This is a genomic window from Robinsoniella peoriensis (assembly GCF_000797495.1).
GTDB lineage: Bacteria > Bacillota > Clostridia > Lachnospirales > Lachnospiraceae > Robinsoniella > Robinsoniella peoriensis.
The window spans coordinates 94,569-114,472 of record NZ_JTGN01000004.1 but is presented as its reverse complement, the minus strand read 5'-3'; the positions used below and the strand labels follow the sequence as shown (position 1 = coordinate 114,472).

Annotated in this window: 19 protein-coding genes; 17 read left to right on the top strand and 2 right to left on the bottom strand. The window is 41.3% G+C overall.

Annotation, left to right across the window (positions count from 1 at the left end; genetic code table 11):
* Positions 1-15: 15 nt before the first annotated feature.
* Positions 16-882: an AraC family transcriptional regulator gene (locus tag QR40_RS29720; RefSeq protein ID WP_052430772.1), complete on the bottom strand. Its 867-nt coding sequence runs from the start codon at positions 880-882 to the stop codon at positions 16-18.
* 142 nt (positions 883-1,024) lie between these two features.
* Here QR40_RS29720 and QR40_RS09345 point away from each other — a divergent pair, with 142 nt between their 5' ends.
* Positions 1,025-2,311 carry a hypothetical protein gene (locus QR40_RS09345; RefSeq protein WP_044294578.1) on the top strand — a complete coding sequence of 429 codons (1,287 nt, stop codon included), beginning with the start codon at positions 1,025-1,027 and terminating at the stop codon, positions 2,309-2,311.
* A gap of 93 nt (positions 2,312-2,404) precedes the next feature.
* On the opposite strand, the gene QR40_RS09340 is transcribed toward QR40_RS09345, so the two are convergent.
* Positions 2,405-6,319 (bottom strand): glycoside hydrolase family 98 domain-containing protein, encoded by a 3,915-nt coding sequence (locus QR40_RS09340; protein ID WP_044294577.1) that lies wholly within the window; start codon positions 6,317-6,319, stop codon positions 2,405-2,407.
* A gap of 352 nt (positions 6,320-6,671) precedes the next feature.
* On the opposite strand from QR40_RS09340, the gene QR40_RS09335 reads away from it, so the two are divergent.
* The 16 genes from QR40_RS09335 to QR40_RS09270 all read left to right on the top strand — a co-directional run bounded on the left by QR40_RS09335 (position 6,672) and on the right by QR40_RS09270 (position 19,856).
* The gene (locus tag QR40_RS09335; RefSeq protein WP_027294451.1) at positions 6,672-7,424 is read left to right on the top strand and encodes an IclR family transcriptional regulator; all 753 of its coding nucleotides are present in this window, start codon (positions 6,672-6,674) and stop codon (positions 7,422-7,424) included.
* A 94-nt stretch (positions 7,425-7,518) separates the two neighbouring features.
* Positions 7,519-8,445, top strand: a complete 927-nt coding sequence (locus QR40_RS09330; RefSeq protein ID WP_044294575.1) for a dihydrodipicolinate synthase family protein — start codon at positions 7,519-7,521, stop codon at positions 8,443-8,445.
* Between the two features lie 4 nt (positions 8,446-8,449).
* A complete protein-coding gene (locus tag QR40_RS09325) occupies positions 8,450-9,340 on the top strand; it encodes a carbohydrate ABC transporter permease (protein WP_027294449.1) in 891 nt (296 codons plus the stop codon).
* Positions 9,341-9,360: 20 nt separating this feature from the next.
* Positions 9,361-10,200 carry a carbohydrate ABC transporter permease gene (locus QR40_RS09320; RefSeq protein WP_242858479.1) on the top strand — a complete coding sequence of 280 codons (840 nt, stop codon included), beginning with the start codon at positions 9,361-9,363 and terminating at the stop codon, positions 10,198-10,200.
* A 61-nt stretch (positions 10,201-10,261) separates the two neighbouring features.
* A complete protein-coding gene (locus tag QR40_RS09315) occupies positions 10,262-11,584 on the top strand; it encodes an ABC transporter substrate-binding protein (RefSeq protein ID WP_242858478.1) in 1,323 nt (440 codons plus the stop codon).
* A 17-nt stretch (positions 11,585-11,601) separates the two neighbouring features.
* Positions 11,602-13,119 (top strand): FAD-dependent oxidoreductase, encoded by a 1,518-nt coding sequence (locus QR40_RS09310; protein ID WP_044294572.1) that lies wholly within the window; start codon positions 11,602-11,604, stop codon positions 13,117-13,119.
* Between the two features lie 51 nt (positions 13,120-13,170).
* Positions 13,171-13,353: an Ig-like domain-containing protein gene (locus QR40_RS09305; protein WP_242858476.1), complete on the top strand. Its 183-nt coding sequence runs from the start codon at positions 13,171-13,173 to the stop codon at positions 13,351-13,353.
* A 244-nt stretch (positions 13,354-13,597) separates the two neighbouring features.
* Complete coding sequence (locus QR40_RS09300) at positions 13,598-14,893, top strand: bifunctional folylpolyglutamate synthase/dihydrofolate synthase (RefSeq protein WP_044294570.1); 1,296 nt, start codon at positions 13,598-13,600, stop codon at positions 14,891-14,893.
* Positions 14,890-15,036 carry a hypothetical protein gene (locus tag QR40_RS32050; RefSeq protein WP_176731149.1) on the top strand — a complete coding sequence of 49 codons (147 nt, stop codon included), beginning with the start codon at positions 14,890-14,892 and terminating at the stop codon, positions 15,034-15,036. Before QR40_RS09300 ends, QR40_RS32050 begins: the two co-directional genes overlap by 4 nt.
* A 10-nt stretch (positions 15,037-15,046) precedes the next feature.
* Positions 15,047-16,750, top strand: a complete 1,704-nt coding sequence (locus tag QR40_RS09295) for a tetratricopeptide repeat protein (protein ID WP_052430771.1) — start codon at positions 15,047-15,049, stop codon at positions 16,748-16,750.
* Between the two features lie 156 nt (positions 16,751-16,906).
* Positions 16,907-17,332, top strand: a complete 426-nt coding sequence (locus QR40_RS09290) for an STAS domain-containing protein (RefSeq protein ID WP_330373713.1) — start codon at positions 16,907-16,909, stop codon at positions 17,330-17,332.
* 14 nt (positions 17,333-17,346) lie between these two features.
* Entirely contained in the window at positions 17,347-17,793 is a 447-nt protein-coding gene (gene spoIIAB / locus QR40_RS09285; protein WP_027294443.1) for an anti-sigma F factor, read from the top strand.
* Positions 17,794-17,813: 20 nt separating this feature from the next.
* The gene (gene sigF, locus QR40_RS09280) at positions 17,814-18,530 is read left to right on the top strand and encodes an RNA polymerase sporulation sigma factor SigF (protein WP_027294442.1); all 717 of its coding nucleotides are present in this window, start codon (positions 17,814-17,816) and stop codon (positions 18,528-18,530) included.
* A 68-nt stretch (positions 18,531-18,598) separates the two neighbouring features.
* Positions 18,599-18,757, top strand: coding sequence for a hypothetical protein (locus tag QR40_RS31720; protein ID WP_160295792.1), 159 nt, complete (start codon positions 18,599-18,601; stop codon positions 18,755-18,757).
* Positions 18,754-19,389: a stage V sporulation protein AA gene (locus QR40_RS09275; RefSeq protein WP_044294569.1), complete on the top strand. Its 636-nt coding sequence runs from the start codon at positions 18,754-18,756 to the stop codon at positions 19,387-19,389. Before QR40_RS31720 ends, QR40_RS09275 begins: the two co-directional genes overlap by 4 nt.
* Positions 19,390-19,442: 53 nt before the next feature.
* Positions 19,443-19,856, top strand: coding sequence for a stage V sporulation protein AB (locus QR40_RS09270; RefSeq protein ID WP_027294440.1), 414 nt, complete (start codon positions 19,443-19,445; stop codon positions 19,854-19,856).
* Positions 19,857-19,904 lie beyond the last annotated feature (48 nt).

Genomic DNA, 19,904 nt, shown 5'->3' with positions numbered 1-19,904 from the left:
ATATCTTGAATCCGGTTAAAACGGGCTGCTGCGATATCTTCCCGGTGAGATTCCTACTTTTTCACTAAAAGCGGAAGTGAATCCCATCTCACTTTGGTAGCCAACAGCGTTTGATATTTCTCCGATAGTTTTATCTGTTGTTTGCAACAGATGTTTGGCAGTATCTATGCGCAGCTTTTGCAGGTACTCATATGGTGAATATCCGGTATTGTTTTTAAAGACCCGTATAAAATGATATTTGCTCATGTGAACCGAGTCAGCAATATCAATGAGGTTGATTTTGCTGCTGAGATTATATTTCATATATTCAATAGCAACAGTGGAGACTCTGGTTGATTTTGAGGCAGTGCTGTTATTATCGGCAGAAAGTGAAGAAATCAGGGTCTTATAGATTGCGGAGGACAGATCTGTTTTGCTCAGCATCTGTCCTGTTTTGAAGGAAGAAAGTATAAAACGAATATTAGTTTTAATATCATTACAGGTATAGTCATGGATGATAATACCGTTTTTACTGCGATAGTGTTCATAAATATTATTGCAGATAGTTCCTTTTATATGAAGCCAGCTAAAATCCAGGCTGCCTGCAGCGCCATAGCGGTGGGGGGTTTTTAAATCCATGAAAACAACATCCCCCTTTATAGCGGTATAGTGGGATCCTTCGTAATCGATATCCATGGCACCCTGATCAATATAAGCAATAAAAATGCAGTCATAAAACAGACGGTCTATCACATAACCGTCTATACAATGGTACTGGCCGCACATAACCAGATGATTGAAGATATCCGTATCCTTGCATTCTTCTGATGCAATGAAAAACTCGGATCCGGGAGATACTCCGGCTTCATTTCCAAGCACATAACTCTTACGTTCAATATTCATATCGGACCTCTCTAAAAACAGCAATTTTGATATAATAGAACAGCAACTATTTCGATTGTTAAGCAGGATTCTTTCAACTATACTCATTATATCAGATTGTACAATCTATAGTAAGAACTTAATTGAAATGGAGTGATTGTTTATGGAACATATGAATATCAGAGTGAATTTTAATATGGCTGATTACAGCAATTTGAAATTTCCAAAAAAGGATAAGGAAATCTTACGAGAACTGGCTAAGAGAATGGCAGAGTCAGCGGCTAAGCCGGTGATGTCAGAAAGGCGTAAACTGTGGACTGCGCACAATATGCTGCAATGTGCCCGCCCTCTGATTCTGTGTGATCCTGAAAATGGCTGGAATGAAATTATACCGGATGAAGAGATAGAGTGCGAAAACAGTATAGCCAGATACTGGGAGTTACATATCAGAAAACAGATTTATTGGGGCGAATATATGAATGATGATTATGTCGTGGAACCCGTATTTACACTTCCGTATGTTCACAAAGTAAAATCCTGGGGTTTAAAGGGAAAAGAATCTAAATTTACAAAAGGCATAAAAATGGAACAGGGGAAATCCTATCACATTGATGCGATTATGAAAGACTATGGTGAGCTTGCCCAGGTGGAAAAGGAAGAGTTTCTCTTGAACCGCAATGCAACAAAAGAGTTGTTTGAAACTGCCTGCGATTTATTTGAGGGCAGTTTGAAAACACAGCTAAATACGGCATGGTTTTGGTCATTTGGCCTGACGGATGAAGCAGCTTTCTTAAGAGGCATGGAACAGCTGATGTATGATTTTTATGATGAACCAGAAAATATACACAAAATGATGGCAATGCTTCGGGATGGAGTTATGGCAAAACTTGATTTCCTTGAGGAAAATGATCTTTTTTCAATGAATAATGATAATTCCTATGTAGGTTCCGGGGGAATTGGCTATACTACGGAACTTCCGGCATCTGATTATACCGGCAGGGTTCGAACCAAAGATATGTGGGGGCTGGCTGAGAGTCAGATCACAGTTGGGGTATCAACGGAAATGTTTAAAGAATTTGTGTTTCCCTACCAGAAACCAATCATGGAGCGTTTTGGTTTGACATGCTACGGCTGCTGCGAACCAATGGACCAGAGGTTTGATATAGTAAAAGAGGTAAGTAATCTTCGCAGAGTCTCAGTATCACCCTGGGCAGATAAAAGAATAATGGCATCTAAACTGAAGCAGGACTATATCTATTCCCTGAAGCCATCGCCGACTGATCTGGCATCATCAGAACTGGATCAGGATAAAGTCCGGCGGGAACTTAGAGAGACACTGCGTATATGCCGGGATAATTGTGTGGAAATTATTATGAAAGATAATCATACATTGGGCAAGAATCCAAAGAATCTGACAGACTGGGTGAGAATTGCCAGGGAGGAAATCTGAGCTGCCTTTTACAATAATGACAAGCGCAAGAGTGTCTTTTAGACACGGTCTGGCGCTTGTCATTAATTATATGGAGTTAGAAAAGTATACAGCTTATGATTTGTATTTTTTAAAAGTAACCGTTGCCGCCTGCCCTTTGTTTTTAAATTTTGATTTATAGGAAGACCATTTTTTAGCAGGTACCTGAATGGTGGCTGTTTTATGAATATTCTTTAAAGCATCTTTTTCCACTGTTTTTATCGATGAAGATTTTACTAATATCTTTTTCAGCTTTGAACAGCCACTGAAGCTTTGTTTTCCAATAGAAGTGATATTTGAACCAATTGTTATGGAAGTTAGCTTATTATTTTTTTGAAAAGCCTTGTCAGAAATTCCGGTTACTTTAAAAGTAAATGAATTTACTTTAATAGAAGAAGGAATCGTTAATTTGGTAAATGTATTCTTTTTTGGTTTCACAACAGCAGCAGTTCTGGATTTGGAAGTGGCGCTCGTAATTTTATATACGAAATTTCCAATGGTAACTTTAGTTCCCTTTTTCGGGATCTGTGGGACACTCTTTAATCCACGGATTGCTGTTTCGGCGGATTCTGTAGTGATCGTAACCAGAGTCTGCAATTCTGCCTTGGGACTAATGCTCAATAATTCCTGTGCTGCTTTTATAGATTTGTCAACAACCGCTAAGGTTTCTGTAGTGTATTTATTTCTATCCAGCTTTGCGGCTTTGTTAATAACAGCGGTTAATGCCGATACATCAGCTTTTTTCTCAGGCTGTGCAATATTTTCCTTTAAATTGTTTACTGCTGATGCCAAAGCCTGCAAGGTGTTATTGACGGTATTCTGCTCATCAATATCAGGATTTAATTTCACAATACGTTCAGCTTCAGCCAATACTTTATCCAATACGGATAAGGAACCTGCCTGGTATTTTGTCCGGTCAATTTTCTTAGCCAGATTAATGCCGGTTATGAGTACAGTCAGATCAGCAGGTTTTTTTACCAATGATTTCATGGCATTTTGTATGGATGCCACTGCAAGATCCACCGTTTCCTGGGTGATGTCTCCCGGAAGTGAAACGATGATTTTATAAGCATTTGCCGTCGCACTGTCTAAGCTGTTTAAAGAAGCAGCAGTGTAGTTATCCCGCACGATTTCCTGGGCATTGTCAATAGCCTGGAGTAAGAGGTCCGTGTTGAGGGGCTCTTCAGGTGTTGTTTTTACTATCTCAAAATTCATATACCCGTTTGCGTTTATTTCTAAAGTATATTCTCCTGTCTCTTCATTCCAGGTTTCTTTAGGGGCATCATACTGATTTTTAAGCCCTGTCAGATTCTGAATCTCAGGTTTAGACTGGAGGCCTTTAAATGTTATGGAAGCTTTTTTAAATTCATTATCACGGGTTTTATCTTTTGGAATATAGTTTTCCATCAGATAATCCTGGAAGAGCAGGTTATAGTCTCCATCCCAGCGTTGTGTGTAGTTTTCCCAGATATCACTTTTATCTACGAAATAGTTATTGAAATTGACAGTAACTTTTTCGCTAGTTTCTAAGAAATTAATGTAGGTATAAGGATCAAATGATACATGAATGCCATTGCCAAATTCTGTATTTTTCAGATCCGCAGTCTGTACAAGAGATGACACCGGATATCCGATCCAGCGGTTATTGTAAGTAAACCAGTAGTTGTCAATGTTTTGAACATAAGCGTTACCAGTTGCATTTTCCTCATAAAACTGGTTGAAATATTCCTGCACAGCTTTTTGGGTTGCGGTATCTTTTCCGGTTTTTACTTCATCTAGCGTATTTTTCTTGAACTTTTCTATTACGGAATCTTTGTTCAGCAGCTGTATCCCATTATCGGTAAATATTTTTTTATCTTCATCCGTTGCAAGGGCAGGAATAGATGGAATGATTCCATATCTTCCGGTAAGCTGCATCATCAGCATTTCATTTTCATCTGATCTGTCTCCTTTATGATTTAAATTCCCATCGCCGTATAGAGCCTTTATCAGATTCACACCAGCTTCCGCTGTTTTATTGAGCGTACCTTTTCCAGAATCAAATGCAACTTTGGTTCTGCTCATAACTTCTTCATGTGTCTGGCTGTGGTTTGCTATCATATAGTCCATTGCCTGTACAATGGCGTTATCAAAAGCAGGAGTGGTATAAGCCGGTTCATTTTCACTTCTTGCGATGGCTGTACTGTAAAAGGGATGCTCAAATGAAAATACAGTAGCACCCGAATTGGCTTCAGACAGCATACGGATTGGATAATTTAATTCCGGGAATGAAAATGGGTGACGGCATTCTTCTCCACCGCCCAGACGTTCTACGCGGTTTTCGCGGAAAGGATCGTTATAGTAGTAGAGATCCCACCATTGCCAGGAATCAATTAAGGATCCCCAGTTTCCGGCATATCCGCTCAGCCAGGTACCCATGGCAACGCTCTGATAGGAATTATATCCTGCCATGCTCCATTGGCTGGTATACTTTGGCATAATGATGAAGTTGTCTCTGTATTTTTTAGCAGCTTCCATGAGGACGGTATTTTTTAAAGTGCTTTCCATGTATTCATCATAATTGTTGGTATCTGCAAAGATAACGTATCCGCCGTATTCCGCAGACAATTCCAGTTTAGATGCAATTTCCTCACTTCGGTATCCGCCATGATTCTGCCATACGGATGCATGATTTTCCGAGTATACCACGCCAAGCATATTTGGATATTGTTCATACATTTCAGCCAGCCAATCATTGTCAAAAGGATGGTCGGTGTAAGAGTTGGATATCATCAGGAAAAAGGGAATTTGATCGGCTGTCGTCTTATCCATTTCCATCTTATACCATCTTCTGGTGTCTTCGTCATCATTAATATTGCCGCCTGCATGTATGAGAATTGCCTGATACTGCTTGGTTTCCGGTGTCATGGCTGTATCCAGGCTGTCCCAGAATGTCTGAATGTCAAGTCCGCCCTGAAGAGAATCCTGTCCTTGTCCAAGATTTTCGGGATTGGACTGGCGGTACAAATGGTGATAAAACAAAGGATGTTCACTATCGATAACTCTTCTAAGCGCTCCCACCTGTGTTGATCTGACCTCCAGCCAGAAGGATTGATCTAAGCCATTTATGGAGGCAGTGATCTGGGTTTTGCCGTTGGAAAGGGCTGTTATAAGGCCTTTTTCATTTATTTCGGCAACAGCAGGAACACTGCTTGCAAAGGAAAGCCCACTTGCGTACACTTGACTGTCTCCTTTTTTTAAGGATACATCTAACTGTAGTGTTTCACCTGTCTTCATTTTGCCGGTAGAATTATTAATTACAAGGCTGTCAGCTGTTACAGGTGTCTGGTCAGTAGTGTAAGCCAGTGCATCTAATTCTATAAAATTAATATTGTGAGCTGAATTAGGTGGACCCTGACTTTCTATCACAAAAGTATGTTCTCCATAAGGGATACCGATTAACGTATAGATTGTACGCTGATACATAGGGCTGTTATTGGAGTCAGGCATAGCCATTAGTTCACCGTCCAGGTATACTTTTGCTTTTGTGAAATTTGTATCTGTTTGTCCAATCCATTGAATTCCGGTACCTGTAAACTGATAACTTGCGGTAGCGCCAACGGCGTCGGACTGATGAGCGCTGCCCTGGCTGTGTCCCTGTTCGGAATATTGATTCCAGGTGCCTTCATATGTAATGGAACCGGAATCATTTTCAACCAAAGTCCAGCCTTCCAGAGCTTTGGCTGTTGTTTCAGAATAGATGCTGTCAATGGAATCTAGGGTTTCAACTACGGTATTCTGTTCTGTGATACTGTCTGTTTCAGACGGGGGGAGTTCTATGCCCGGAGTTTCTGTGGTTAGCGGTTCTGTTTCCACCTGCTCCATAGTATTCTGTTCTGCAGACTCCGATTCTGACGCAAAAGTATTCATTGGAAAGTTCAGCGAAAGCGTGCTGGTTATGAAGATACCCGCCATTATGGCTGCAGTTATGCGTTTCATTCTCTTTTTCATACGTTCTTCTCCTTTTTTACGTGCCTCTATATTATATAATAGATGAAGCTGGAGAAAATTGACATTCGAATTTTTGTCTAAATATTACACATTTTTTACTGGATTCTAAATGGATCTATGAGGTACGAAAAAAAATAATACATATGGTTGAAATGACAATGATAAGTGATAAATAAATTACGGAATTCTGCACTGTTCTATATGACAGAACCTTGTATGTTAATAATGAACAAAGCGTTAAGAGAAAATTTGCATATTTCAGCCAATTGTCATATCTGATTGTTTGTGATATGATTTAAATATAAGAAATATAAGAACAATGTTCTTTAATACAGAACGGGTGGGTGAGTGTATGGAAACAGAAGTAAAAGTGAAGAGCCTTCAGAAGGCAATTGAAGTATTGAATTGCTTTACCAGAAAGCCCAATTTGGGTGTAACTGAAATTAGTGAGCAGCTGGGCTTGTATAAAAGCAATGTACATAATATCCTGAATACCTATAAGGCTATGGGATATTTGGAACAAGACCCGGAGACAGGGAAATACAGCCTGGGAATTGGTATTTTTGACTTAAGCAGAGCATTAGGTGATCGGTTTACACTGACAAAAGTAGCTATGCCCTATATGCAGGAGTTGGCAAATACAACGAATAAAAATGTATATCTGGCAGTCCCAAGGGAAGATGAGGTGCTGTATCTGGATGCAACCTATCCCGCAGATGCAACCTACCTGATGCGGTCTCTGCTGGGGGAACGTGCAAAGATGTATTGCACGGGTTTAGGAAAAGCAATGTTATCCGGTATGAATAGCGGGCAGATAGAGGAGTGTATATCGGCAGATATGCGGCCATACACAGAAAATACTATTACAGACAGGCAACAATTGCTGGAAGAGCTGCAGCTTACAAAGGTCAGAGGATATGCAATCGATAATATGGAGCATGAATTTGGAATTAAATGTGTCGCACTTCCTATTTTTGATAACAGGCGGCAGGTAGTGGCAGCCATTAGTGTAAGCGGGGCATCGGTACATTTTACTGATGAAAAAATTGTGGAGATTGCAGAGCTGATCAAGAAATACGTAAAGCTGATTGAAAGCAGGATTTAAAGGAAGAACTTAGGTACATGGATACCTAAGTTTTACTTAAATAAATTTATTAGAACATTGTTCTATATTATAGAACAAAAAGGAGGAGAAGGAAATGGAGAAACAATTTCCGGGAGGGGTCTGGCCGGTTATGCTGACACCTTTCACAAAAGAAAATGAAGTGGACTATGAAGCGTTGGGGAGTCTGGTGGAGTGGTACATAGAAAAAGGAGTTTCCGGATTGTTCGCGGTATGCCAGTCCAGTGAAATGTTCCAGCTTTCACTAAAGGAGCGGATTGCGGTTGCAAAAGCCGTTGTACAAGCCTCCAAAGGAAGAATTCCGGTTATCGCATCCGGTCATATTTCGGAATCCCTAAAGGATCAGGAGGCAGAAATTACCGAAATGGCATCGACAGGAGTAGATGCTGTTATTCTTATTACAAACAGGCTAGCCAAAAAAGATGAGGGAGATGATATCTGGCTGAAGAACTGTGAACAGCTTCTTGCCAGGATACCCAGGGATATCCCTCTTGGATTCTATGAATGTCCGTATCCCTACAAACGGCTTTTGTCGGAAGATAATATCCGCTGGTGCCTGGGAACTGGGCGCTTTTACTTTCTCAAAGATACCTGCTGCGATATCCGTCAGATTGAGGAAAAACTTTCCTGGCTGAAAGGAAGTAAATTAAAGCTGTATAATGCAAACACGTCAACTCTTTTGGAGTCACTGCAGATTGGGGCTTCAGGTTACAGTGGGGTAATGGCCAATTTCCATCCGGAGCTTTACGTATGGTTATGTGAGCACTATAAGGATGAGAAAGCAAAAGAACTGTCAGACCAGCTTGCCATGATGTCTCTCATTGAGCGCCAGTATTATCCGGTAAATGCAAAGTATTTTCTGTCAGTTGAGGAGAAACTTCCTATTCGGACTGTCTGCAGGGTACAGGATGAGGGAGGGCTGACAGAAACATTTAAAAAGGAAATTGATATGCTTTCCCGTGTTTCAGATGAACTGGCAGAAGCTTATGAAGTGAGGAGGTAGCGGTATGGAAGGAAAGACAGTAAAAAAGAGACGTATAGGGGAAGAAAAACTTCTGGCTATTATTTTCCTGGCACCGGCGGTCATTTTAATTCTGGGTATGACGGTTCTGCCTATCATCATTGCCATCAATACCAGCCTGCACAATACAGAATATGCAGAAGTAAAGGAATTTGTCGGTCTGAAATATTACATAGAAATTCTTGGCTCTAAAAAAGGATGGAATAGTATCTTTAATTCCATTACTTATGTATTGATGTCCCTGGTATTAGTTATTCCCCTGGGGGTGGTGAGTGCGGTACTGCTGAACCGTAAGATGAAGGGGCGCACAGCCATCCGGACATTGATTATCATACCGTGGGTACTCTCGCAGACAGTGACCGCATTATTGTTTAAATGGCTTTTAAACAGCAATTATGGACCAGTCAGTTATATTGTATATACTCTTACTGGGCAGAAAGTGGATTTCTTTAATTCTCCGCTGGCAGCAAAGCTGACAGTTGTATTGGCAAATGTCTGGAACTCCTTTCCAATTGTACTGATCTTAATATTGGCTGCCTTACAGTCTATATCCAGAGATGTATACGAAGCGGCTGAGGTAGATGGTGCTACAAAGCTGCAGACATTTTTCAAGATTACGCTTCCTCTCTTGAAGCCTACCATTTTGACCTCTGTTGTATTACAGAGCATGGAGTATTTCAACATGGTTACCTTAATTTATACCCTGACGTCGGGAGGGCCTTTTGATGCAACGCAAACGGTCAGTGTCCTGGCATTTAAGGAAGGCTTTGATTACTGGCACCTGGGTTATGGGTCTGCAAGCAGTATTGTAATTCTTCTTTTAAATATGGCATTTAGTATCATCTACATGCGGATATTGAACAAAAAAGAAGATTAGCCATGAGAGGAGGAGATAATATGAGAGGAAAGTTAAAGGTACGGATATCCCTATTTCTGACGTATCTGGTTTTAGGAATATTTATTATAGTCATGATAATTCCAATTTTATGGGGATTCATGACATCATTAAAAAGTACAGGGGAAATCAGCAGGTTTCCTCCAACCATTTTTCCGGAAGCCATAGATATGGCTAATTATTATAAAGTTTTGTTTTTATCAAATTTTTCAACTTATTTTAAGAACAGCTGCATTATTACGCTTCTGTGTGTAATCATTTCAACCGTAATTGCAGGACATGCAGCATATGCACTGGCAAGATTTCACATCAGGTATAAAGAACAGTTTATGTTTGCAATTCTGATGACCAGCATGGTCCCGGCAGTAGCGCTGTTAATACCGCTTTATATTATTGCAGTAAAAGTTGGTATTTATAATACACGGTTTATGCTGGTACTGGTGTATACAGCCTGGAGAACACCAATGCTTACCTGGATTTTAAAAGGATTTTTTGAATCAACACCGGAGGCAATCGAAGAAGCGGCATTGATCGACGGCTGCTCCAGATTGCGGACATTTTACAGGATTGTAGTGCCGATTTCGCAGCCTGGTATTGTATCCAGTGCATTACTTACAGCAGTTTATGTCTGGAATGACTTCCTGGTATCATTTACATTTGTAACAAAGGAGGAACTAAGGACGGTATCCGTTGGCTTATATTCCTATATTACACAATACGGTGTACAGTGGGGGGAATTATTGTCAGCCGTGATGATTACGATTATTCCAATTATCATTTTATTTGTCTGCCTTCAGAAGAAATTTGTAGACGGAATGGCAGCGGGGGCGGTTAAGGGATGATCGTGTTGCAAATTCATTATAAGTAACCAATAAAATTAATATCATAAAGGAGAAGAAGTATATGAAGATGAGGAAAGCAATGAGCATGGTTTTAGTATTCGTTCTAGCGTCCGGACTAATGGCATGTGGGCAGGGGACAAAGGCAGATCAGACAGGCACAGGAAAAGAAACTTCGGCTAAGAAAGAAAGTACAGCAGATGGAGGAACAGATCTAACCTTTTGGATTTTCTTAAATCCCGAATCTGCAGAGGATCCGAGGAATGTGGTTTTGAAAGAAATTGTAGAAGATTATAATAAGAACAATACAATGGGAAATACCGTGACAGTAGAAAGTATTCACTATAGTAAATTTGAATCCCAGGCGATACAGGCAGCTGCAGCGGGAACCGGACCCGATATCATTAATATTTACACAGATATGCTGAAACAGCACATTGCAGGCAAAACGGTGCAGCCTATGACTAAATATGCCGAAGAATTGATTCCTGCAATGGAAGGGTATACCTATTCAGCTGACAGTCTGAAAATTAACAATGAAATTTATACGCTGCCATGGGAAAGCCGTACCTTCACCTATTGGTATCGTACCGATGTATTTGCAGATGTGCCAAATTCCCTCAGTGATTTGGCTGATACGGCAGGGGCGAAGTCAACCGCTCTGGAGCAGGGATTTGTAATTGGTCTTTCGGATGGAAGTAATGCAGCCAGTTTCATGGAATCCTTTATTCCATTCCTGAGATCTGCAGGGGGCAGTCTATTTGATGATAATGGAAAAGCTGTGTTCAATGATGATGCAGGAGTGAAAGTACTGGAATACATGAAGGGGCTGGTAGACAAGGGAGCTATGGATAACTCTACCTTAAGCCTTGGTGTAGATGATGTGGTAGATGCATTTAAAGCAGGCACCATCCTTTCCTGTAATGCAGGTACTCAAAGGGCAGCAGCCATTCGTTCTTCGGAGTTAAATGACAAGATCTCATCTGCTCCTATTCTTGGATTTGAAGACGGTATGGAGAGTCCGGCAGTTGTAGCAGGGCAGAGTCTTGGAATCGGTAAGTATTGTAAAAATACAGACGCAGCTTTTGATTTTATCAAAACCTTCTATACGAAAGAAAATCAGGTGAAGTGGCTGAAGGCGAATGTACTGCCTGTTCTTTCCAGTGTATATGATGAAGAAGAGATCAAGGCTCTTGCTAACTATGAAGAGTTAAAAATGTGGAACGAATATGCAGCCACCGGTGCAGTGGAATTTTATCCCGAAGATTATTCGGAACTTTCCGTGAAACTGGTACAGGCGGCGCAAAATGTTGTATTTAACGAACAAGATGCGAAGACAGCTTTAGATGAAACAGCAAACTGGTATAATGAGAAAAACGGACTGTAAGAGAGGGGAAGAAGATTATGGAGCAACAGTTTAAAGAACAATATGATGTGATTATCGTGGGCGGAGGCCCGGCAGGAATCATGGCAGCCCTGGCAAGTGCCAGAGTAGGAGCCGCCACACTGGTGATTGAGAGAAATGGCTTCCTTGGAGGGGCAGCGACAAATTCTGTATTAGGCCCGATTTCCCCGTTCCATTTTGGAGATGAGCAGGTAATCAATGGGATTCCTCAGGAATTTATGGATGAATTAATAAAGGTACATGGAAGCACAGGACATTTAAAAACGCTTGATCCGTATGGAAGCGGCGCGTATCTGGGCTTTTATGACAGAGAAAAATATAAATATGTGGCAGAAGAAATGATGTTAAAGGATGGAGTGCAAATCTATTATCATGCGTTTATCAGCCAGGTGAAAAAAGAAGTAAATCGCGTCATGGGAGTAACCGCTGTTACTAAGGCAGGATCAAAAGAATTTGAATGCAAAATATTAGTAGATGCCAGCGGAGACGGTGATGCAGCAGTACTGGCTGGAGCAGATTATGTGTATGGAAATGAAAACACAGGAAAAGCGCAGCCTGGATCGGCTATGTTCGAAATGGCAGAGGTGGATACAGATAAGGTCTATGATTACATATATGAGAATCCAGAGGACTTTGAATGGAAGTCGGATTTAGTTCCCATACGGGAATACAGCGACAGGCTGAAGCAGCATTATTTTGTGGCACAAGGTTTTAAGAAATTGGTGAAAAAGGCTGTTGAGGCCGGAGATCTGCAATTTGGCAGGGACAGTGTTATTGTTTTAAGTGGAATTCATCCTGGAAGTATCCACTTTAATGCAACCAGAGTCAGTGGTTATAATTCTTCCTATCCGGAGGAAAAAGCAATCAGTGAAATTGACGGCAGACGGCAGATTGAATCCGTATCAGAATTTATGATTAAATATGTGCCCGGATTTGAAAAATCCTACGTCAGTGTTACCAGCAATGAGGTGGGGGTGAGGGAAACCAGACATATTAAAGGACTTTATACCCTCACTGGAGAGGATGCCGGGGAGGGCAGAAAATTTAAGGATGTTGTATCCAGGGGTTATTTCCCAATGGATATCCACAACCCGGATGGTGCTTCCGGATATACGGAAGGCAGTCAGGGAGGATGCTGGGTAGATTTGAAGGATACTTATGATATTCCCATGCGCTGTCTGATTCCAATGGGAATTGACGGTTTGGTTTTAAGTGGAAGATGTATTTCCGGAACCAGTGAGGCACATGGTTCTTACCGTACCCAGGGAGGCATTATGGGAATTGGGCAGGCTTCCGGTGTATTAGCCGGGTTATGTGCAGTACAGGGAATCCAGCCAAAAGATATGGATGTAGAGCAGGTACAGAAGAAGCTGATAGAATTCGGAGCTTCGGTCTTCCGAGACGAGGAGAAAAAGGCAGGAGAAGAGGCTCATGCCAAGAAGTGTGTCAAAGAATATATGAAGAAACGAGTGAAATATATTACTAAAGAGGAGGTAATAAAAAAATTTTTCGAATAACAGGAAATTGTATCGATGAGATGCTTCCGGTAGCTGATGTTACCGTTGAAAATGTTGCAGAAGCCGGAAAGGCCGGCCTATAAGAAATTGACCTGGACGTCAGCCAACACGAAAGTGGCAAAAGTGGACAGCAAAGGTAAAGTCAGGGCGGTGGGCCGCGGCAGGACCGTGATTACAGCGAAGGCTTGTGATGGAAGCGGAAAGAAAGTAAAGTGTAATGTAACGGTAAGTTAGAGCGTATTTTGAATTTTTTTGACAGCACTTGCCGGGCGGGTTTCTCGTCCGGCAAGTGCTGAACTTTTTTCAGTTGTATTTATTTAATGAGTGGTATTGCAATTCAGCCAGCTGGGCGGCGGCTTCTGTTAGCAAAAGTTCACTCTAGAACGATTGATGACGGATATTGCGAAAAAAATTACTTGCATATTATATAGACTATATTATAATAGGAAAAGAACAACGAAAGCGGAGTGACCATGAAATGAACTATACAGAAGCAGTGGAATACGTATTGAGTGTTCCAAAATTTACGAAAAAAAATAAGCTGGAAAACACGATTGAATTAATGGAGCGTCTTGGCAGACCGGAACGTGGCATGAAGATCATACATGTGGCTGGTACAAACGGAAAAGGATCTGTTTGTGCTTTCCTTTCCTCTATATTGGACAAGGCTGATAAAAGGGTAGGTCTGTTTACATCCCCTCATCTGGTCAAAATAAATGAGCGGTTTCAGATCAATAATGTCCCCATATCGGACGAAGCCTTTTTAGGTGCATACCGGCAGGTGTGGGCAGCCATAGAGGAAATGCAGGAGGACGGCTTCTTCCATCCTACTTATTTTGAAATATTATTTGCCGTTGCCATGGTGGCTTTCAAGGAGGCTGACGTGGAGTATGTAGTATTGGAAACGGGACTTGGCGGCCGCCTGGACGCTACGAATATCGTAGAGAAACCACTGGCTGTTATCATAACATCCATCAGTCTGGACCATACGGAAATACTGGGCGATACCATTGCAAAGATTGCATTCGAAAAGGCTGGAATCATCAAAGAAGGTGTTCCTGTCATCTATGACGGAAGGAATGCAAATGTGGCTGAAGTCATTGAAAAAAGAGCAAAAGAACTGCATGCACAGACGTATCCGCTCTATGAAGAAATGTATGAAATTTTAGTAAATACGGATAAAAGCATTGATTTTTCCCTGAATTGTAGTTATTATAAAAATGTCAGGGTTACAGTTCCTTACATTGCTCCATATCAGGTAGTGAACAGTTCACTGGCGATGCTGGCGATTAAAGTGATTGACCTTAAGCAGGAAATTCAGCTTCAGACGATTGTTGACGGTATTGCTTATACAACCTGGGCAGGCAGAATGGAGACGGTTATGCCGGGAGTAATTCTGGATGGCGCACATAATGCGGCAGGAGTGGACGAGTTTGTTAAGACACTGGGACGAGTGGATAGCAGACGAAAAGTGGTATTGCTGTTCTCGGCAGTGGTGGAGAAGAACTACGAATCCATGATAGAGTCCATTTGTAAATCAGCGAAATTGGATGAAGTAATTGTTACCGAAATCCAGGGAGACAGAATTGTGCCTGCAGAGCAGCTGGCAGATATTTTCCAGCGATATACACAGGCAGCAGTCACAGAAATTCCTGATATTAAGGAAGCATTCGCAAAAGCACTGGATAAGAGGCAGGATGGATTATTATTCTGCGTAGGTTCTTTGTATCTGGTCGGCGAGATTAAAGGAATAATTGAGGAGAATTACAAATGATTGATTATGAAGAAGAATTGAAGAAATTTCATCCGAGCCTGGATGTAAATGAAGCAGAAGACGCCATTTACAACAGAGACTTTACCGATATTACCGATATCCTGAAGGAATTGATTCAGGAAGAAAAGAAAAAGAGAAAATAAGGGGAATCATATGAGATGTATTTATTGCGGCACCCCCTTATCTGCCATAGATTATTGTACCGGATGTGGGGCGGATATCAGCTTACAGAAAAGAACCATAAGAATTTCTAATCTTCTCTATAATGAAGGATTGGAAAAGGCAACGGTTCGTGATTTATCTGGAGCGATTGCTTGCCTGAAAAGAAGTTTGAAATTTAATAAAGAAAATATTGATGCCAGAAATCTACTGGGACTTGTTTACTATGAAATGGGCGAGGTTGTTTCGGCACTGAGTGAATGGGTAATCAGTAAAAATCTGCAGGTGCCGGAAAATGCTGCGGACGGCTACATAACCAAACTGCAGGCGAATAAAAATAAACTGGATACGATAAACCATACCATTCGCAAATACAATCAGGCACTGCAGTATTGCAGGCAGGATAATGAAGATATGGCGGTCATTCAGCTGAAAAAAGTTTTGACACAGAATCCAAAGCTGATCAAAGGTTACCATCTTCTGGCGCTGCTTTATCTGAAGCAGCAGGAGTATGAACGTGCCAGGAAGCTTTTGCGAAAAGCGATCCGTATTGATGCCACGAACACTACCACACTGCGATATCTGCATGAGATAGAAGATGCGACCGGCATAGGGACAAGCCTGGATGTAAAAAGGCGGAAGCGCTATGCAAAAGATGCCATGGAGAAGAAATTCACAGGTCCCATGACGTATTTAAGCGGAAATGATACCATCATACAGCCTACACCGTTTCGTGACAGTTCCACGATTGCAACATTTATCAACATTTTTCTGGGACTCCTTCTGGGAGGCGCAATCGTATGGTTTTTGGCGGTACCGGCGATTAAGCAGAGCGTTAATCAAACGGCCACAAAGCAAGTTACAGAGGCAAATACAAAGCTGGCATCTGAAAATGCAAAGAATGTGAAGCTTCAGGAAGAAATTGATGGTTATCAGGCAAAAGTGGACTCTGCAAATAAGACCATGGACGAAGCGAAGGCGAAAGCTACGGGGTATGAAGATCTATTGAAATCTGCAAATCTGCTGATTAAAGGAGATCAGACAGGTGCGGCTACTGCACTTAGCAATGTGGATGCAAAAAGCCTGGATGGTTCTGCAAAAGAGCTGTATGAGCAGATTATGGCAGGGGTTAAGGATGCGTTATATGCAGAGCAATACAACAAGGGTTCTACAGCTTTTGCAGCAGGTGATTATAAGACAGCTATTGAACAGCTGACGCTTGCCAGCCAGACGGATCCTGAATCGTGGAATGCGATGTTTTATCTGGGATTTTCTTACTATTACACGCAGGACACTACCAATGCGGATAAAATATTTAAACAGTTATTAGAAAAATTCCCAGCAGAAGCAGCTGCTAATAATATTAATGGTTTTATTTCTAATAAAGGAAATAATAATTCAACCGACGGAAATACTGCAGGAACTACCGGAAATGCCGCAGGCGGAACCACAGGTGATACCACCGGCAATGCCGCAGGCGGAACAAATGGAAATGCTGCAGGCGGCAACGCAGAAGGTGCCAATGGCAATGCCGCAGGCGGAGATGCAAACGCACCGGGCGGTAACGCAGACGGTGTAAACGGAAATGGAACTGCAGGTGGTGACGGAAACGCTGCAGGTGGAAATACAGCCGATAATAACGGCAATGGAGCAAACGGACAGGCAGGCGGAATCGACGATAATAACGGCATTCAGTAGGCTTGTATCACACACAAAATGAGGAACCTCCAGATTGGGGACGTGTACAATAATATGTACACGTCCTTTTTCTATTTTATATTGGATCGGCAGTGAAAGATTATGATTAATGCAGCCATTGCCGATTACACAGCTTGAGAGAATGGAGAATCTGTTATGAACCCGGAAGGATCAAATTTATACACACAGGAATTAGAAAAGGCATTAGAAGCGGAATTAATGGGGAGTAAAGGGGGATTTAGGCTAATGGATGATTGCTTTAAAGTAAAGGGGACGAATCTTACAATCGTGGTACCAATGGAGTTAGACCACCACAGTGCAGAAAAGATCAGGACAGGAGCTGATAAAATCGTACAGGGCAGGAATATAAGAAGTATTGTATTTGATTTTGGAAAAACGAATTTCATGGACAGTTCCGGAATCGGCATGATTATGGGCCGCTATAAGGATATGAGGTTTATGGGCGGAACGGTCATTGCAGTTCGTGTAAATGAACGGGTGAGAAGAATTTTAACCCTGTCAGGTATCTATAAAATGATTGAAATATATGAAGGATTGCCGCAGCAATCAACGCTTAATTAAAGGGGGGAGCCAATATGAGCTATGCAAACGAAATGAAACTGGAATTTGACAGCAGATCCTGTAATGAGGGATTTGCAAGGGTGGCGGTAGCTGCTTTTGTAACGCAGCTGAATCCGACACTGGAAGAAGTGGCAGATGTTAAGACGGCGATCTCAGAAGCAGTTACAAATTCAATCCTTCATGGATATGAGGGAAAGATATGTAAGATACTGATCGAATGTTTTATTGACGGGAATGAATTTATTATCCATGTGATTGATCATGGAAGAGGAATTGAAGATGTAAAAAAAGCAATGGAGCCTTTGTTTACCACAAAGCCGGACTCGGAGCGTTCCGGGATGGGATTTGCTTTTATGGAGGCCTTTATGGATGAAGTGAAAGTAGAATCAACTGTCGGCGAAGGAACCAGGGTAATCATGAAAAAGAAAATAGGCAGACCCAGAAGTGAATATGAAATTTAATATCGGGAAAGGATGGGCAAATGGAGCATACCCTTGCGTTAATTGAACAGGCACACCAAGGGGATAAAGATGCACGAGAAAGACTGGTAGAGGAAAATATGGGGCTGGTTTATACCATTGTCAGGCGGTTCTTAGGCCGTGGTTATGAGATGGAGGATTTAATCCAGATTGGAAGCATCGGACTGATTAAGGCAATTGATAAATTTGACCTGTCGTTTGATGTGAAGTTTTCCACTTATGCGGTACCCATGATTACAGGAGAAATAAAACGATTTTTACGGGATGACGGTATGATTAAAGTGAGCCGTTCCTTAAAAGAAACAGCATATAAGGCATATGCCACCAGGGAAGCGCTGGAAAAAAAGATGGGCAGAGAGCCGACTTTAGAAGAAATTTCAGCCGAGATTGGCGCTGCAAAAGAAGATATTGTACTGGCAATGGAATCATCAGCCGAAGTAGAATCATTGCATAAAACAATTTATCAGGGAGACGGAAGTGCAATCTTGCTGATGGATAAATTAGAGGAAAAGGAGAATAAAAACGAGGAGCTGCTTAATCATATTGTGCTGGAAGAACTGCTGGATTCCTTAGATGCCCAGGAGCGTTCGCTGATCTATCTTCGCTACTTTGGCGACAAGACTCAGGTACAGGTTGCGGCGGCAATGGGAATGACCCAGGTACAGGTTTCCAGGCTTGAAAAGAAAATACTGAAAAAGATGCGGGGAAAGATATCATAATTTCCCCGTATATTTTTTGCTAAAATTCAAATAATAAACAAAAATGATGGAAAAAGGAAGTGAGAAAAATGTATAAAAAAATTGCGAAGGGATTGGCGCTTTTCATGATCGTGGCAGCAATTGTAGGAATCTTTTATTATATGACCTATCTGAATAATCATGATGGCCAGATGAAAGGAACCCTTGTCAATACATTTCAGATGAAAGAGAATGAGGAAATGATATGACGAATGATACACTGTATTTAAAGATAGATCAAAATGTCCAGGTGCATGACGATTGTGTATTTTTAAAGGATATTGCCCAGTTAGAGTGCAGTAACAAGGCTATTGAAAATAAGATAAAAACCTTGAAACTGGATAATCCTACCGGAAACAAGCCAGGGCGCCATGTCATGTCTGTAATGGAAATTATAACCCAGATCCATGCGGTTTATCCAAGTCTTGAGGTAAACAACATTGGTGAGGCGGATTTTATCATTACCTATGAAAAGTCCAAACAGCCCACTCAGGCATTCAGCTGGATAAAGACTATATTTGTGTGCTTTCTGTCTTTTTTCGGAGCAGGTTTTTCCATTATGACATTTAATAATGATGTTAGTATCACCAAATTATTTGCTCAGCTTTACGAACAGTTTACCGGGACTGTTTCGGATGGATTTACGATACTGGAAATTTCATATTCGATAGGGCTTGGTCTTGGAATTATCATATTCTTTAACCATTTTGCAGGAAAAAAACTTACTGCGGATCCTACGCCTATGGAAGTGCAGATGCGTACCTATGAAGATGATATTAATAAGGCGCTGATTGAATCCAGCAACCGTGAACCGAAGAATGAGAAGAAAATGAAACAATAGGAGAAAGTGAGGACAATATTGCAAGTAAGCTTGTGATACTCAGGAGGTAAAATATGTTAACACATTTAATATTAGCCCTCATAGCTTTCAGTTCCGGTTTTGTCATAGCAGGAGGCGTCATCGCGCTGATCGCCGGACTTGGAATTATAAACAGACTGATTGGGGTTACTCATACGGGGAAACATATCCGGATATTTGAAACCTGTATTTTATTTGGAGGTTTATTTGGAAATCTGCTTACTGTTTATAATGTTAGTATTCCACTGGGCGGCTTAGGACTTTCCATTATTGGAATATGTTCCGGAATGTTTGTAGGAGGCTGGATTTTAGCGCTTGCGGAAGTAGTCAATATTTTTCCTATCTTTTTCAGGCGTATCGGTCTGGTAAAGGGAGTAAGCTTTATTATGATTACCATAGCGCTTGGAAAGACTCTGAGCAGCCTGCTGCAATTCTATATGAGGTGGTAAAAACAATCTGCATACTGCATGAAGCAGAGGTTTGAAAGAAAATCGCTT